Here is a 15,220-nt window from a genome sequence, read left to right as displayed (position 1 = left end):
CAGCCATGGACTTATGGCTGAACTGTAACAACCTTTTTCATACAGGTGACTGCCATGGCTCCTGCCCCAATGTGACAGGCCACGCTCAACGACAGCGGCCCCTCTATAATCTCATGCTGAGGAAATTTTTCGTGAATTTCCTGTTTCCAGGCTTCCGCTTCTTCTTTGCTGCATGTATATGCCATTCCTAAAACCATCTGATTTTCTTTTCCTGCAAAACGTTCTGCCAAATCTGTCTCTATAGCTTTCAGCATGGTGCGCTTTGCAGCCTTCCAGCCCCGCACTTTTGCAAAAGCATCCAGTTTCTCTCCCTGAATCTGCAATACCGGTTTCAAATTCAGTACTGTCCCCAAAGCTGCCGCTGCAGGGGTGATTCTTCCCCCTTTTTTTAGATATTTCAGTGTATCTACTGTAATGTAGACACTAGCCTCCAGCTTTTCCTGTTCCAGAATTTCTTTCATTTCTGCGGCTGTTTTTCCTGCTTCTTTCAGTTTGATTGCATCCAGAACAGCCTGCACCTGAGTAACTGAAATTCTCTGGTTATCTACCACCTGTACTCTGCCGTCGTAATCCTGAGACAGCGTAACAGCCGTCTCACAACTGCTGCTCAATCCGCTGGACATGGGGATATGGACAACCTCATCGTACTCTTCAAGCAGGCGGTCCCAAAGCTCCAAAACATCTGCGGGGGATGGCTGGGACGTTGAAATATCGGAATCCTCGCCCAGTCTTTTATAAAATTCTTCCTGTGTCAATGTAATATCTTCCAGAAAGAGCTCTCCATCAATAAAAAATGGCATGGGAAGTATAAAGATCCCCATCTTCTCTCCCTGTTTCTGAGTTATTCCGCTATTACTGTCTGTTACAATCGCAATTTTCTTCATAATCTTTCCCCTGTTTTAGTTTTTAAAGCTATGGATTGGTGCGGGAATTCTGCCCTTCCGGCTGATAAATGCCTCACAGCCAAATGTATTCACCGGCATAATAGGAGCATAGCCAAGAAGTCCGCCGAATTGGGCCATCTCTCCCACATCTTTTCCAATAACCGGAATAAGACGTACTGCCGTCGTCTTCTGGTTCACCATTCCAATTGCCATTTCATCCGCAATAATTCCGGAAAGCGTGCTTGCTGTAGTCTTGCCCGGAATCGCTATCATATCCAGTCCCACAGAGCATACACAAGTCATAGCTTCCAGCTTTTCCAGTGTCAGCGCTCCCAGGTTCACTGCATCTATCATACCCTGATCCTCACTAACAGGGATAAATGCTCCGCTTAAACCACCTACATAGGAAGATGCCATCACACCGCCCTTTTTCACCTGATCGTTTAACATTGCCAGAGCAGCCGTTGTTCCGGGGGCCCCTACTCTTTCCAGACCAATCTCCTCCAAAATCTCCGCAACACTGTCGCCCACAGCAGGAGTCGGCGCCAGAGATAAATCAACAATTCCAAATGGAACATTCAGTCTTTTGGATGCCTCACCAGCTACAAGCTGTCCAACACGAGTCACCTTGAAAGCCGTCTTTTTAATAGTCTCACAGAGCTCTTCAAATCCTTTGCCCCGTACTTTCTCTAAAGCCTTCTTCACAACTCCCGGTCCGCTGACACCCACATTGATTACGGCATCCGCCTCTGTCACACCGAGAAACGCACCTGCCATAAATGGATTGTCATCTGGAGCATTACAGAAAATAACCAGCTTTGCACAGCCCAGAGAATCCTTTTCCTTCGTTGCCTCTGCGGTGGATTTTATAATTTCACCACACAGACGCACTGCATCCATATTTATCCCTGTTTTCGTGGAACCCACATTGACAGAACTACAGATTCTTTCTGTCTGAGCCAGCGCCTGAGGGATGGATTGAATCAAATTTATATCGCTTTGGGTCATTCCTTTGGAAACCAGCGCGGAATAACCGCCGATAAAATTAACTCCCACTTCTTTTGCGGCCCTATCCAGCGTTCTGGCAATGGTCACATAATCCTCGGGACTTTTACATGCAGCTCCGCCTACCAGCGCAATGGGAGTAATGGAAATTCTTTTATTTACAATGGGAATCCCAAATTCCTTCTCAATATCATTTCCGGTAGAAACCAGTTTCTCAGCTACTGTTGTGATTTTCTCATATATTTTACGGTTCAGTTCCTGCAAATCAGAATCAATGCAGTCAAACAGGCTGATTCCCAGTGTGATTGTGCGGACGTCCAGGTTCTCATGCTCAATCATCTGATTGGTCTCTGATACTTCATACATATTAATCATCGTATTTATCCTCTCTTCACTTCCTGCGTTTTCTAGAGCCTGTGCATTTTTTCAAAAATTTCTTCTTTCTGGCAGCGGATGTTCACGCCGATTTCAACTCCCAGCTTTTCCATCTCATCGCAGACCACTTTGAAATCTTTATCCAGATCCGTTACATCCACAATCATCATCATGTTAAAATACCCCTGAATGATTGTCTGTGAAATATCCAGAATGTTAATTTTATTGTCCGCCAGATATGTACATACCTTCGCAATAATTCCCACAGTATCTTTTCCCAGCACTGTTACGATACATTTTTTCATTTTCTCTTCCTCCTAAACCATAATGATTTCCGAAAGCATATCTCTTTTAGCAACAGACATATTCAGGTCTTCTCCCTTATAATCGTTGTTACCCAGAGTAACCTCCAATTTTACCGTCTCATAAGCAAGCTCTGCATAGTTATTTTCTTTACTGAGATGTCCAAGCAGAATATGTTTCAAGTTATTATGTAATATATCACAGAGAAGTCTTCCCGACGACTCATTGGACAGGTGTCCCTTATCCCCCATTACCCGCCTTTTCAGATAGTAGGGATAAGACCCCACCTCCAGCATATGGATGTCATGGTTAGCCTCCAGAAGCACCGCATCCAGCATCTGTAGCTTGGACACCGTATATTCATTATAAATTCCCAGGTCTGTAGCTACCGCAACAGATTTTCCCTGATAGCTCATCCTATATCCGGCCGGTTCATTTGCATCATGGGAAATCCCGAAAGGGTCCACCGTAATATCTCCAATTACAAAACTTTCATCTATATGTATGGGATTCAAAAGTCCCCCTGGCAGCTTTCCCAATGGAGCATAGTTCTTGATTCCTTCTATTGTACCGGGGGTGGCATAAATGGGTACTTCATATTTCCTGCTGAAAACCCCCAATCCCTGTATGTGGTCCGAGTGTTCATGGGTAATCAAAATCCCATCCAGCTCTTCTCCCTTTATCTCCAATTCTTTTAGTCCCGCATCAATTCTCTTCTTACTGATTCCGGTATCTACAAGCAAATGGGTATTATCACATCCCACATAAATACAATTGCCGCTGCTGCCGCTTGCAATACTGCATAATCTCATAATTGCTCTCCTATTTGTTTCTTTGTTCTCTCGAACGTCCCACTGTTGTCTATGACGATATGGCAGGCTTTCCGGAATACAGATTCCGGAGACTGTGACCGTATCATCCGGCTGATAGTTTCGTCGGAATATCCTCTTGATTTTTTCAGCCGTTCTCTTCTGACACTTTCTTCCGTATAAATATACCACATTTCCTGGCAGATGTCTTCATATCCTGCTTCCGGCAGAAGCGCCGCCTCAATTACATACAGCGGCACTCCTCTTTTTTTCTTCTCTATAATGTCCTGTTCCACCCACTTTTTCACTTCCGGGTGGACGATTCCATTCAGTATCCTTCTTTTATTCTCATCCTGGAAAATAATTGCTGCCAGCTTCTTTCTGTCCAGTTCCTCATTCTCCCCAGTAACTTCCAGACCAAACTGTTCTATAATTTTATCATAGCAGTCCGTTCCCTTTTTCTGGAGAGCCTTCGCCACTTCATCCAACTGACAGACAACCGCACCATACTCTTCCTCCATATAGCGCAGAACTTCACTTTTCCCGGAGCCTACTCCGCCAGTGATTCCCAATACCTTCATCACTTTGCCTCATACCAGTTCTTTCCTGTATGCATGTCTATAATCAAAGGTACATCCAAATCCGCAGCCTGCTCCATCTGCTTCTTCAGGATTGCTTTCACCTCTTCGGCTTCTTCCTGATACGCTTCAATTAAAAGCTCATCATGCACTTGCAGAACCATCCTTGATTTCAATCCCTTTTCTCTGAGTTCTCTATTTACACCTATCATGGCAATTTTCATAATATCTGCGGCAGAGCCCTGGATTGGTGCGTTCATAGCTACACGTTCCCCAAAATTACGCTGCATAAAATTACTGGATTTTAATTCAGGGACAGGTCTTCTCCTGCCGAACAAAGTCACAACGTAGCCTTCCTCTTTGGCATGTGCCACTGTATCATCCAGAAAACGCTTAATCCCAGGATAAGTTTCAAAGTAATTCTCAATATACTGCTTCGCCTCTTTTTGCGTAATACTCAGACCCTGACTCAGTCCAAAAGAACTGATGCCGTATACAATTCCAAAGTTTACGGCCTTGGCATTTCGGCGCTGCAATTCGCTTACTTCGTCAAAGGGTGTGTGGAATACCTGAGATGCGGTCATCCGGTGAATATCCCTTGCCTCTTTATATGCCCGAATCAGTTTTTCATCCCCTGAACAGTGGGCCAGTATCCTCAGTTCAATCTGAGAATAGTCTGCATCAATAAAAATACAGCCCTCTTTCGGCACGAAAACCTTTCTGATTAACCGTCCAAGCTCCATTCGAACCGGAATATTCTGCAAGTTCGGCTCCGTACTGCTGATCCGCCCTGTGGCGGCAATTGTCTGGTTGAATTTCCCATGGATTCTTCCATCCGGACCTATATAGGCTGACAGCCCGTCCGCATAAGTGGATTTCAACTTAGACAGCTGTCTGTATTCCAAAATTTTTTCTACAACCGGATAATCAGGCGCCAGCTTATCAAGCACATCTGCCGCTGTAGAATACCCTGTTTTTGTCTTCTTACCATTGGGAAGCTTCAGATGGTCAAAAAGAACAACTGCAAGCTGCTTTGGAGAATTGATATTAAAGGATTCCCCTGCCATCTCAAAAATCTCTTTTTCCAACTCTACAATTTTACTGCCAAGCTGCTCCCCATAAAAATGCAGTGCATCCCCTTCTACCCGGATGCCCTCCTGTTCCATATCAAACAGTGTAAAGAGCAAAGGCATCTCGATGTCTGTAAACAAATGATGCATTCCTTCTTCCTGCATTTTTTCTATCAGCGGCCCTGCAGAAGCAAATGCAGTATAAGCCTCATAGCAGGCTTTTGTCATAACATCGGTTTCCCCGCTTATCAAAATACCCAACTGCTCTCTTGCCACATCTTCATAATCATAATTACTTTTCAATGGATTCAGCAAATAAGCTGCTACGGTGGCATCAAAACAATTTTCCGGCTTTGTAATTTTAACAGCGGTTAAATATTTTTTCAAATCAAACATAGAAAATATTTTCACTTTACCTGCAACTTCTGAGAGTTTCTCAAGCAAATATTCCATATCCATATCTGTACCACATAATATAGAATATATTTTATCTTTCTCATAAGCAATATTCACCCTGCCGTATCCCGATGGATGAGCAAATAAAGGCAGTACATTTCCTGTGTCCTCTGTAATAGAAACTCCTGCACATTCTGCCTGGGATGCCTCTGCAAAAATCTGTTCTGCTTCTTTTTTATCTGTAATTTCTTTAAAACAAGATTCTATACTATCTATGGAGGACTTTACATCAAACCTGCTCAGCATATTTTTAAACTGAAGCTTCTGAAAATACACATGAGCCTCCTTTGTGTAAGGATTCTCATGTTTTGCCGCATTCAAATCAAAAGTGATATCTGCATGGGTATCAATCGTAGCAAGAGTCTTGCTCATACAAGCCTGATCCCAATATTCCTGTATATTCTTGCTAGCCCTTGGAGGCTTAAGCTCACCGGCATGTGCATGAGCATTCTCAATAGAGCCATATTCCTCGATAATTTTCGTAGCGGTCTTCTCTCCTATCCCTGGAACCCCAGGAATATTATCGGAGGAATCTCCCATCAATGCTTTTACATCAATGAATTCTTTCGGCGTAACCCCGCACGTTTCTTTCACATCCGCGGCATAGTAATCCTCTACGATTGTCTGTCCCTGTTTCGTCTTGGGAATGCGGATTTTTACGCGTTCTGTAGCAAGCTGCAAGGTGTCTCTGTCCCCGGAAATAATAGAAACATCCAGTCCTTTTTCCTCGCAGATCCGGGAAATCGTCCCCAGAAGGTCATCTGCCTCCAGGCCTGCCTGCTCAATAATTTCAACGTTCATCGCTTTCAGAACTTCTTTGATCACCGGAACCTGCTGTCTCAGCTCCTCCGTCATAGGTTTTCTGGTGCCTTTGTAATCCTCATACATCTCATGTCTGAATGTAGGGGCATGTACATCAAAAGTCACTGTTAAGTACTCTGGCTTCTCTTCATCCAGAACCTTGAACATAATATTTAAAAACCCATAAATAGCGTTCGTATGAAGTCCTTCTGAATTGGTTAAATCCGGTACCCCATAGAACGCCCTGTTTAAAATACTGTGGCCATCTATTAATACTATTTTTTCATTCATCTTTCATTCTCCACATCCTTGCTGCTTCGCACACCTGATATGATATGCAAAAAAATATATTCAAAACCGATATCCAAAATCCGTTTCTCTTTATTTTCGTAAGATTATATTAAAGTATACACTAAAATCTTTCTTTTTAAAAGGCTATTTTTATGATATTATGAAAATGACTGCTGATTTTAAAACCACATATTGTACCGGAGTATATATGTAATTCGGACAGCTAGTGCTTTTGTTCAGTCTATGCTTCTTGAACTACTAATGTTCAATAAGTATGCATTTTTAATAAGAAAAGGAGTAGATACTATGGATGGAATTATTTTTGATGTAGACGGAACCTTATGGGACCCTACCGAAACCGTTGTGAAATCCTGGAACCAGGCAATCATAGAGAATTCAAATCTGGAGGTCAGAGTAGACTCTGCACTTTTGAAAAGCTTATTCGGAAAAACAATGGATAAATTTTATGATGCAGTTTTCCCCGCTCTTTCTAAAAAAGAACAAGAACGGATGGGCGCTTTTTGTTTTGAATATGAAAACCGTATGCTGGAGACAGAACCCGGCATCTTGTATGGCGGCGTTCAGGAGGTATTCCACGCCCTCTCCCAAAAGGTTCCTCTTTTTATTGTCAGCAATTGCCAGCAGGGATATATCGAGGTCTTTTTAAAGACTACAGGGCTTAAAGACACCGTCAAGGGCCACCTTTGTTATGGAGACACACTGACATCAAAGGGACAGACAATCCTGCGCCTGATGAAGGAAAATGAATTGAAAGATGTTGTTTATATAGGAGATACTAAGGGAGATTATGTGGCCTGCCAGGAAGCAGGAATTCCATTTATCTTTGTTGAATATGGATTTGGAGATGTGCCCGAGGCAGCGGACCGGATTGAAAAATTGACCGATTTGCTGGAACGGGACTTCACAGGCGCTTCCGTATAATCCAGCTTCGACAGATATATATACTAGAAAAGCAAGCTTGTTTACATGCTTGCTTTTCTAGTGCTATTTATCAGGATATTCGCCTTATATTACAGGCTGTCGGCTGCCTTTACAATTTCATCTGCCGTAATTCCAAAATACTCAAATAATTCTTTATATGGTCCACTGGCCCCAAATGAGGTCATACCCACAATTTTCCCTTCCAGCCCTACATAGCGTTCCCATCCGAAAGTGGCCAATGCCTCTATGGCTACCCGGCGTGTAACTGCCTTCGGAAGTATTGCCTCTTTATACTCCTCAGACTGTTCTTCAAATATATCCATACATGGCATAGATACCACACGCACTTTTCTGCCCTTGTTTTCCAGAATCCTGCCGGCTTCTACTGCAAGTTCTACCTCAGATCCTGTTGCAATTAATATAATATCCGGTACCCCTTCACAGTCTTCCAAAATATATCCGCCTTTTAATGCATCTTTACTGCTTCCCTGCATAGGTGCCAGATTCTGCCTGGTTATAACAATCGTTGTAGGCGTCTCTTTTGAAGTAAGGGCGCTGTACCATGCAGCCGCTGTCTCCACGGCATCACAGGGTCTGAACACATGCATATTAGGCATCGCGCGAAGCATAGCTAATTGTTCGATTGGCTCATGGGTCGGTCCGTCTTCTCCCACTCCGATACTGTCATGAGAATACACATACGTTGCAGGAATTCTCATAATAGAGGACAAACGGGCCATTGGTTTTACATAATCGCTGAACACCAAAAATGTTGCTACATAACTATGCAGTCCTCCATGCAGCGTGATACCATTTCCAATCGCACCCATTGCCAGTTCTCTGACTCCAAACCGTATATTTCGTCCGGCAGGATTTTCTTTTGAAAAATCCCCCATTCCTTCCATATACGTCTTGTTGGACGGTGCCAGGTCCGCTGAACCTCCTATCAGATTCGGGATAATATCCTTCATCATGTTAAGAAGCCTTCCCGAAATATTCCTGGTTGCTTCCGGCTTTTCGTCTCTCTTCCAAAACTCAGTATTATTCTCAAGCAGTTTTCCATTGCCGCTGTTAAAATATACATCTATTAATTCTTTCATCTCCGGATACTTTATACAGTATTCCTCAAACATTTCTCCCCATTTTCCAGTTTTTTGTATCAGGCTCTCACGAAGAGTTCTGTAGTTCTCATATACTTCATCTGGAATATAAAATGGTTCCTGAGACGGCCACTGTAAGTTCTCTCTCAGTGCCTTGACATTATCCTCACCAAGAGGTTCACCATGCGCGCTTGCTTTTCCCTGTTTATTCGGGCAGCCATAACCAATCTCTGTATGTATTTTAATAAAGGAAGGGCGTTCCTTATCTGCCTTTGCCTCCTCTATTGCATTTCCGATGGCTGCAATATCATTCCCATCCTCCACTGTTAATGTCTGAAAGCCGAAGGCCTTCATTCTCATTTCTACATCTTCAGTAAATGCAAGGTCTGTTGAGCCTTCAATAGAGATATTATTGGAATCATACAAAACAATCAGTTTTGACAGTCCCAGCGTTCCCGCAAGGGATAGTGCTTCTGAAGAGATGCCTTCCATCATGCACCCATCTCCGCCCAATGCGAATGTATAGTGGTCAATCACAGGATAGCCTTCCTTATTAAATATAGATGCCAAATGTTTTTCTGCGATTGCCATACCGACTGCCATTCCCATACCTGCCCCCAAAGGCCCTGTAGTGGCTTCCACTCCGACTGTATGACGATACTCCGGGTGTCCCGGTGTCTTTGAATTTAGCTGTCTGAATTCTTTCAGGTCTTCCAATGTCAAATTTCCATACCCATACAGATACAGCAGAGAATATAACAACATTGACCCGTGTCCTGCTGAAAGAACAAACCTGTCCCGGTTGAGCCAGTCCGGATCAGCCGGATTATGATTCATATGCCGTGCCCATAACTCATAGGCTATGGATGCACAGCCTAATGGAAGGCCCGGGTGTCCGGATTTCGCTTTTTGAACGGCATCTGCCGACAGAATCCGGATAGTGTTTATTGATAAATTATCAATTTGATTCATAATGTTACCTCCTCTTTCATTTATTTATTAATCCCATTATAAGCCATTATTTATCTTTTAGAAACACCTGATTTTAAGCACTTGCCAAACGGTCAAATTGCTTTTTTAATGCAGGAACCATATCACTGTAAATAGTATACATTTCTTCATACACTTCTTTATTTCTCACATTTGGCAGATTTTCAGTCACTACTTTCATCGTTGCACAGGCTTCCTCCAAATCACTCCAAATTCCTGCACCAACGCCGCCTGCCAGACATGCCCCATAAGCTCCGCCTTCCTTGGCGCCATTTACTGTATATACCGGAAGTTGGAAAATATCACTTAAGATCTGTCTCCACAAATCACTGCGGCTTCCGCCTCCTGATACAATAATACGGTCCAGCTTTAAAGGTTTTAATTCCAATATAGACTCGCCGATTTGCTTCATTCCATATCCAATGCCTTCCATTAAAGACCTGGTAATGTCTCCTTTACTATGGCTTTGAGCCAGTCCAATAAAACTTCCCCGTAGGTTCGGGTCTGTATACGGCGCCCGTTCTCCAGACAAATATGGCAAATATAAAAGCCTTTTTGCCCCTGGACTTGAATTCTTTGCGCTTTCATTCAGCAAATCATATGGATCCACACCCTGATGCTTTGCCCTTGCCATTTCATCTCCGCAAAGTGTATTTCTGTACCATTGGTAACTGCCGCCACATGCCAGCATCACTCCCATAACATGGTATAAATCTTTCTGATTATTGCAGAAAAACTGAAGGGTTTCATTATGATTTTCTAAATATTGGGACATACCCATAGCAACAATCCCGGCCGTTCCCAATGTCAGACCTAATATGCCTTCTTTAATCAGACCCATCCCGGTTGTTTGAATGACACTGTCACCGCCGCCGCCTACTACAGGGGTGCCAGGTAACAGCCCAGTTAATTCAGCCGCTTCTTTTGTAATTTCCCCTGTCATCTCACTGGACTCCACCACTGGAGGGAACAAGTCTGGAGAAAGATTCAGGCAGTTCAGCAGCTCCCAGCTATACACACGGTTTTCCACATCAAAAAGCCCTGTCCCTGATGCATCGGAAACATCTGTATAATATTCTCCTGTTAACCTGTACCTCAGATAGTCTTTAGGCAGGACTGCCTTTGTCATTTTTTCAAAATTTTCAGGCTCCATTTCACGCAGCCATAATAACTTTCCGCCTTGATAACCAGGGAGCATATTATTGTTTGTATAACATCGTAATTTTTCAAAACCGCCAATATCCTTCAACATATCCTGGCATTGTTTTGCACAACGCTGGTCATTCCATAAGATGGCTCTGCGGATGACGCTCCCATTTTTATCCATTGCAACCAGGCCATGCATCTGGCCCGAAAAACTTAACGCCTTTATACCTGCAGGGTCTATCCCGCTTTTATCTACTGCCTTACGGAGACTAATGTAAGCTCCTTTCCACCAATCCTCCGGATCCTGTTCATTCCAGCCAGGTCTGGGGGAATACAAGGGATACTCTTCAATGGCCGAGGAAACAACTAGTCCATCCTCGTCAACAATAATTGATTTGCATCCACTTGTCCCTATATCCATTGCCGCTACATACTGTTTCATATTCATTCACCTCATGTGCATATACAAACAGACATTACTCCTCATCGCCGTCCATAAGACAGGTATTCCATACAAATGCCAATGGCAGAATCCCGGTCTGAATTGTAGTATGATACTGCCCCGGCGGAACATAGCAGGCATCACCGGCTTTTACTGGAAACTGGTCATCCCCTACTACCATAATACCTTCCCCGGACATGAAATAATAAATTTCCTCCATATTATTATGTGAATGTCCAGTCGTTGTTCCTGTAGGATATATTACGGTATACCCACAAGTGAGACGTTTGGAGGGCCCTTCATTGCGGTCAATAAGATAATATGTATCCCTGAGTACTTCCTTTTCTCTTGGCAAAACCCTGGCTCTTAAACTTCTTTCATCAGTATCCGGTTCTCTTCCTGCTGCCACGTTAACAACATGTTTCATAACTAAGCACCTCTTTCTTCATAATATTATTTTAACAAGTTACTTTAAAATCAATTGAATTCCACCACCACTTTTACTGCAGAAGGATCCTCGGCAGCAATATGAAAAGCTTCATCAACTCCATCCAGTGAAAATGGTATTCTGTGTGTAATTAACTGCATCAGCTTTTCCTTATTGTCAATGAGCAGTTCAAGGGCGGTGGGATATGTATTTGAGTATCGGAAAGAAGGAATAATGGAAATCTCTTTGCAGACATAATCCACCAATGCCACCTTCTGAAACTCCGCCCCCATACCAACCATAGCGATTCTCCCACCCGGTTTTATGCATTTTACCGCAAGATTGCAGCATATATCAGCCCCGGTTGCCTCATATCCAAAATCAAATGTATTCTCAGCAATCTCTTCCGTTTTTGTGTTGATAATTTGATCAGCTCCCATCCGCTTTGCCCACTTAAGACGGTCATTACGTATATCCGCAACAACGACATGCTTACAGCCGGCAGCTTTAGCAGCCAACAGGCAGGTAATACCTATAATACCGGCTCCAAAAATAATTGCACGTTCCCTCAGGCAAGGGGCAATTCTCCTCGTTGCAAATACTCCTACCGACAATGGCTCAGCCATGGTTGCCAGACCAAAATCTGTAATCTCCTCCGGTATTTTAAAAACAAAATTTTCGTCATAGACAATATTTTCCGCAAGAATACCATCATCCGGCGGTGTTGCAAAAAACACAATATTCTGACAGAGATTGTAACGTCCTTTCAGACAATGTTCACATTTCATACAGGGTATCCCCGGCTCAAGAACAACCTTGTCTCCCACGGAAAACTTTGTCACCTTGCTTCCTGCGGCCGAAACAATACCGGAACATTCATGCCCTAAAATCAAAGGCTCTTTCACAACAAACTGGCCAATACGTCCATTTGCCCAGTAGTGTACATCCGAGCCACATATTCCTGCTGCCTTTATCTGAACCACAACCTGATGTTCACCACACTCCGGCATAGGCAATTCTCTTTCAGAAAAACATTTAACCTTATCCAAATAAACAGCTTTCACACTTTCACCTCACGTTTCACATGTATTACTCCTTATTAGCCAGCCGTATTCTAAATGAATCAATAAGTACCGCTAATAAAATGATTAAACCAGTGACTGCCTGAACATAATAGGAATCCATTCCAAAGACCTGCAGGCCGACCTGCACAAAATTCAAGAGCAATACTCCGCCCAAAACACCAGAAACCTTACCAATCCCCCCTGCAAGAGATGTTCCTCCAATTACCGCAGCAGCAATAATATCCATGGAATAAGAGGAACCAAATACACTGTTTATGGATCCCATTTTGGATGAAAGCATCAGTCCTGCCAGCCCTGCCATTAAACCGGATATAGTAAATGCCATAATACGGATTTTATCCACATTAATACCAGATACCCTGGCGCACTTTGCGTTTCCGCCGACAACAAAAAGACTCCGGCCTAAAGGTGTTCTGTTCCAGACAAAATACATCAGGACATAAATAAGAATGAAAATAATTACAAGGTACGGGATTGTACTAAACAATTTTCCCTGTCCAACTGCAGTATACGCCCTTTCATTTATCGTAATTGTACGTCCTCTTGTAATAGCTAAAACAACTCCCGCCAGGGTTGTGTTCATTGCCAGTGTTTCTATCAGAGCGACTGCTTTAAGCTTTGCTATCAGCACTCCATTGACAAATCCCAGCAGACCTCCCATCAGCAAAATAACAATAATTGCAACAGGAACCGGTACATGACTTGTTTTAAACAGCAAAATCCCAACTGCTGCCGACACTGACATAATACCGACACAGGAAAGATCAATATCTCCCAGTAATATCGTACCTGCTAATCCAATGGTCATAACTCCCATTACAGAAGCCTGCATAGGAATATTCAGATATAGTCCCATATTTGTAAAAGGATTAAAATAGGTTGGCTTGAGTATAATAAATACAACAATACCAATCAGTAATAATACCCATACTACATTATCTATAAATTTCAATTTCAAATTGTCTACATTACCCTTTTTTAACTTTTCCATATCTACAGTGTCCTCCGATCCCGGATATTAACTATCATATCAGACGTTAGATTTTCATTTTTCATATTTCCTACTATTTTCCCTTCGCTGAAAATAACTACACGGTCAACAATACGAAGTAATTCCTCAAAATCGTTAGTCAGATAAATTACACTCATGCCTTCATTCGTTAATTCCTTTATCAAGCCCATAATTTCTTCCCGGCTTTTAATATCAATACCAATCGTAGGTTCATCCAAAATTAGTAATGTTGAATTCACCGCCAAAACTTTTGCTAACACTACTTTTTGCTGGTTTCCCCCTGACAGACTCCCACTCGTGGCATAAATAGACTGTGTCTTAATGGCAAGCCGTTTCACAAAATCCTCAGCCAATGTGGTTTCTTTTCTTCTGTCTAATAACCCAAACCTGCCTAACAGGCTCGTTCGCAGACAGGAAAAACCAATATTTTCTTTTACACTCATGATTGGTACAATACCCTCGGCATGCCGGTCATTTGGAACGAGGCATATTTTGTATTTCAATGCATCGGTAGGATTTTTAATATCCGTTTCCTTTCCACATACAGTTACCTTTCCACTTTTCTTCTTTATCATCCCATAAAGAGCTAAGCACAATTCCCGTGCCCCTGAGCCGGAGAATCCCACAAAACCTACTATCTCACCGCGATGAATCTGAAAATCTGTTGATTCAAGAAATTTTGCACTGATTCCTTCACACTTTACCACGACCTCTTCGCTTACTTTTTTATCTTTATTCCTATAAGTCAGTTCAACATCTTCCCCTGCGATTAACTTTGCAAGCTCCATCTCTTTGTCACTTGTACTGCCCTGTTCCATATTTCCAGAATATACACGTCCATCACGCAACACGGTAATTTCACTGGAAACCTGAAGAATTTCTTCCAGATAGTGGGATATTAATATAAAGGCAACTCCATGTTCAGCATGGTGCCTTACAAATCGAAATAAATTATTTCTATCCTCGATAGAAAGCGATGTTGTAGGTTCATCAAGAATAATCAATTTGCCTCCTCCGAACATTGCACGGATGATATTTAATTTGCGCTGCTCCACAGGAGTAAGCCTGCGGACAAGTTCATACGGATCGACCTTCAGGCCGTATTCATCCAGTATCTTCTGTGCATTTTCATGCATCAGTCTGCGGTCAACAAGCCTTGCTTTATTTTTCGGCCAAAGTCCCAGGAAAATATTTTCTGCCACATCCAGATCAAGTACAACACTGGCATGCTGTGTCACAAGCCTGATACCCATATCCTGCCTTTCTTTAAAACTTAAATGACCAATACTCATCCCCTCAAAAGTAATGTCTCCGCTTGTCTGTCTGTACACGCCCGCAATGATATTAACGATTGTACTTTTACCTGCACCGTTTTTACCAACAAGGGAATGAATAGAGCCTCTTTTAATTGAAATGCTTGCATCTTTAAGTGCACAAGTTTTTCCAAAATTTTTGTTTATATGCTCTGCTTCCAGTATTACGTCTTTTTCCATATGAAAGGTTC

General features: G+C 42.7%; 13 protein-coding genes. 1 reads left to right on the top strand and 12 read right to left on the bottom strand.

Annotated elements, in window-relative coordinates; genetic code table 11:
- Window positions 1–11 precede the first annotated feature (11 nt).
- Genes A8805_RS00510 through polA form a run of 6 tightly spaced genes read right to left on the bottom strand, consistent with a single transcriptional unit; the run spans window position 12 to window position 6,572 of the window.
- The gene (locus tag A8805_RS00510) at window positions 12–884 is read right to left on the bottom strand and encodes a DegV family protein (protein ID WP_109708278.1); all 873 of its coding nucleotides are present in this window, start codon (window positions 882–884) and stop codon (window positions 12–14) included.
- Between the two features lie 15 nt (window positions 885–899).
- Window positions 900–2,264, bottom strand: a complete 1,365-nt coding sequence (locus tag A8805_RS00505) for a PFL family protein (protein ID WP_109708277.1) — start codon at window positions 2,262–2,264, stop codon at window positions 900–902.
- Window positions 2,265–2,296: 32 nt separating this feature from the next.
- Entirely contained in the window at window positions 2,297–2,569 is a 273-nt protein-coding gene (locus A8805_RS00500; protein WP_109708276.1) for an ACT domain-containing protein, read from the bottom strand.
- 12 nt (window positions 2,570–2,581) lie between these two features.
- Window positions 2,582–3,379, bottom strand: coding sequence for an MBL fold metallo-hydrolase (locus tag A8805_RS00495; protein ID WP_109708275.1), 798 nt, complete (start codon window positions 3,377–3,379; stop codon window positions 2,582–2,584).
- The gene (coaE, locus tag A8805_RS00490) at window positions 3,376–3,957 is read right to left on the bottom strand and encodes a dephospho-CoA kinase (protein WP_109708274.1); all 582 of its coding nucleotides are present in this window, start codon (window positions 3,955–3,957) and stop codon (window positions 3,376–3,378) included. The genes A8805_RS00495 and coaE overlap by 4 nt, the downstream gene beginning before the upstream one ends.
- Window positions 3,957–6,572: a DNA polymerase I gene (polA, locus tag A8805_RS00485; RefSeq protein WP_109708273.1), complete on the bottom strand. Its 2,616-nt coding sequence runs from the start codon at window positions 6,570–6,572 to the stop codon at window positions 3,957–3,959. Before polA ends, coaE begins: the two co-directional genes overlap by 1 nt.
- A 306-nt stretch (window positions 6,573–6,878) precedes the next feature.
- Between polA and A8805_RS00480 the strand changes: the two genes are divergently transcribed.
- Window positions 6,879–7,514, top strand: coding sequence for an HAD family hydrolase (locus tag A8805_RS00480; RefSeq protein ID WP_109708272.1), 636 nt, complete (start codon window positions 6,879–6,881; stop codon window positions 7,512–7,514).
- An 89-nt stretch (window positions 7,515–7,603) separates the two neighbouring features.
- On the opposite strand, the gene tkt is transcribed toward A8805_RS00480, so the two are convergent.
- The 6 genes from tkt to A8805_RS00450 all read right to left on the bottom strand — a co-directional run bounded on the left by tkt (window position 7,604) and on the right by A8805_RS00450 (window position 15,209).
- Window positions 7,604–9,586, bottom strand: coding sequence for a transketolase (tkt, locus tag A8805_RS00475; RefSeq protein WP_109708271.1), 1,983 nt, complete (start codon window positions 9,584–9,586; stop codon window positions 7,604–7,606).
- A 73-nt stretch (window positions 9,587–9,659) separates the two neighbouring features.
- The gene (gene xylB, locus A8805_RS00470) at window positions 9,660–11,192 is read right to left on the bottom strand and encodes a xylulokinase (protein ID WP_242992212.1); all 1,533 of its coding nucleotides are present in this window, start codon (window positions 11,190–11,192) and stop codon (window positions 9,660–9,662) included.
- 34 nt (window positions 11,193–11,226) lie between these two features.
- Window positions 11,227–11,619: a cupin domain-containing protein gene (locus A8805_RS00465; RefSeq protein ID WP_109708269.1), complete on the bottom strand. Its 393-nt coding sequence runs from the start codon at window positions 11,617–11,619 to the stop codon at window positions 11,227–11,229.
- A gap of 50 nt (window positions 11,620–11,669) precedes the next feature.
- Window positions 11,670–12,683 carry an alcohol dehydrogenase catalytic domain-containing protein gene (locus A8805_RS00460; RefSeq protein ID WP_109708268.1) on the bottom strand — a complete coding sequence of 338 codons (1,014 nt, stop codon included), beginning with the start codon at window positions 12,681–12,683 and terminating at the stop codon, window positions 11,670–11,672.
- Between the two features lie 25 nt (window positions 12,684–12,708).
- On the bottom strand, window positions 12,709–13,695 hold the full coding sequence (locus A8805_RS00455) for an ABC transporter permease (RefSeq protein ID WP_109708267.1): 987 nt from the start codon (window positions 13,693–13,695) through the stop codon (window positions 12,709–12,711).
- Window positions 13,696–13,697: 2 nt separating this feature from the next.
- Window positions 13,698–15,209 (bottom strand): sugar ABC transporter ATP-binding protein, encoded by a 1,512-nt coding sequence (locus A8805_RS00450; RefSeq protein ID WP_109708266.1) that lies wholly within the window; start codon window positions 15,207–15,209, stop codon window positions 13,698–13,700.
- Window positions 15,210–15,220 lie beyond the last annotated feature (11 nt).

This window comes from Faecalicatena contorta (genome assembly GCF_003149105.1).
GTDB classification, from domain to species: Bacteria; Bacillota; Clostridia; order Lachnospirales; family Lachnospiraceae; genus Muricomes; species Muricomes contortus_C.
Note: the sequence above shows the minus strand (reverse complement) of the source record. Positions and strands in the feature narration are given on the sequence as shown.